The following is a 732-nucleotide window of genomic DNA, read 5'->3' as shown; positions in this document are numbered from 1 at the left end:
TCGGGGGGACGTTCACCACGGAGTGATTCATGACTGGGGTGAAGTCGTAACAAGGTAGCCCTAGGGGAACCTGGGGCTGGATCACCTCCTTATACGATTTAGAACTTATTTGTTCGAAGTGTCCACACAGATGATTGTTGATTAGAATTAGAGAACACAAACATTGTTTGGGTCTGTAGCTCAGCTGGTTAGAGCGCACGCCTGATAAGCGTGAGGTCGGTAGTTCAAGTCTACTCAGACCCACCACTTCTTGCCGATGCTGCGTTATTAAGCTCGTCGTTTAGGAAAGACTAAACGTCCTCACTTAATGCCTTGCCTCAATAAGAAGTTTGGTAAAGCAAACAATGTTATCCTAGTAATGTGGGGCTATAGCTCAGCTGGGAGAGCGCCTGCCTTGCACGCAGGAGGTCAGCAGTTCGATCCTGCTTAGCTCCACCACTTTACTACTCCTTCTTATAGATAAACACTCTTACTCAGGTTCAAGTAACTGAGAGTTTTTAACTCTGAGAAGTTATTCTCTTGCTCTTTAAAAATTTGGAAAAGCTGAAAAATTAAATTCTGATAGATAACGTAACGTTATTTATCGAGTTTTCGAAAGAAAATGCCGATTAATCATTTCGATGATTAATTAGCGTCTACTTTAGTATTCAATATTAACTTCTGGCGAAGTTAAACTGTCTTTGACACATACACCTCAAAGTAATAAACCATTTTGGGTTGTATGGTTAAGTG

At 41.5% G+C, this 732-nt stretch carries 2 tRNA genes and 1 rRNA gene; all 3 read left to right on the top strand.

From position 1 onward, the window contains the following. Positions 1-92, top strand: a 16S ribosomal RNA gene (locus L1D50_RS23200); the annotation flags it as partial. A 77-nt stretch (positions 93-169) separates the two neighbouring features. Beyond that, positions 170-246: transfer RNA gene (locus tag L1D50_RS23195), tRNA-Ile, on the top strand. 116 nt (positions 247-362) lie between these two features. Then, positions 363-438 (top strand) — tRNA-Ala (locus tag L1D50_RS23190). Positions 439-732 lie beyond the last annotated feature (294 nt).

Origin of the sequence: Pseudoalteromonas sp. Isolate6 (assembly GCF_022398435.1) — a bacterium.
Classification (GTDB): Bacteria; Pseudomonadota; Gammaproteobacteria; order Enterobacterales; family Alteromonadaceae; genus Pseudoalteromonas; species Pseudoalteromonas galatheae.
The sequence above is the reverse complement of the archived record's forward strand: the minus strand, read 5'-3'. Positions and strand labels throughout refer to the sequence as shown.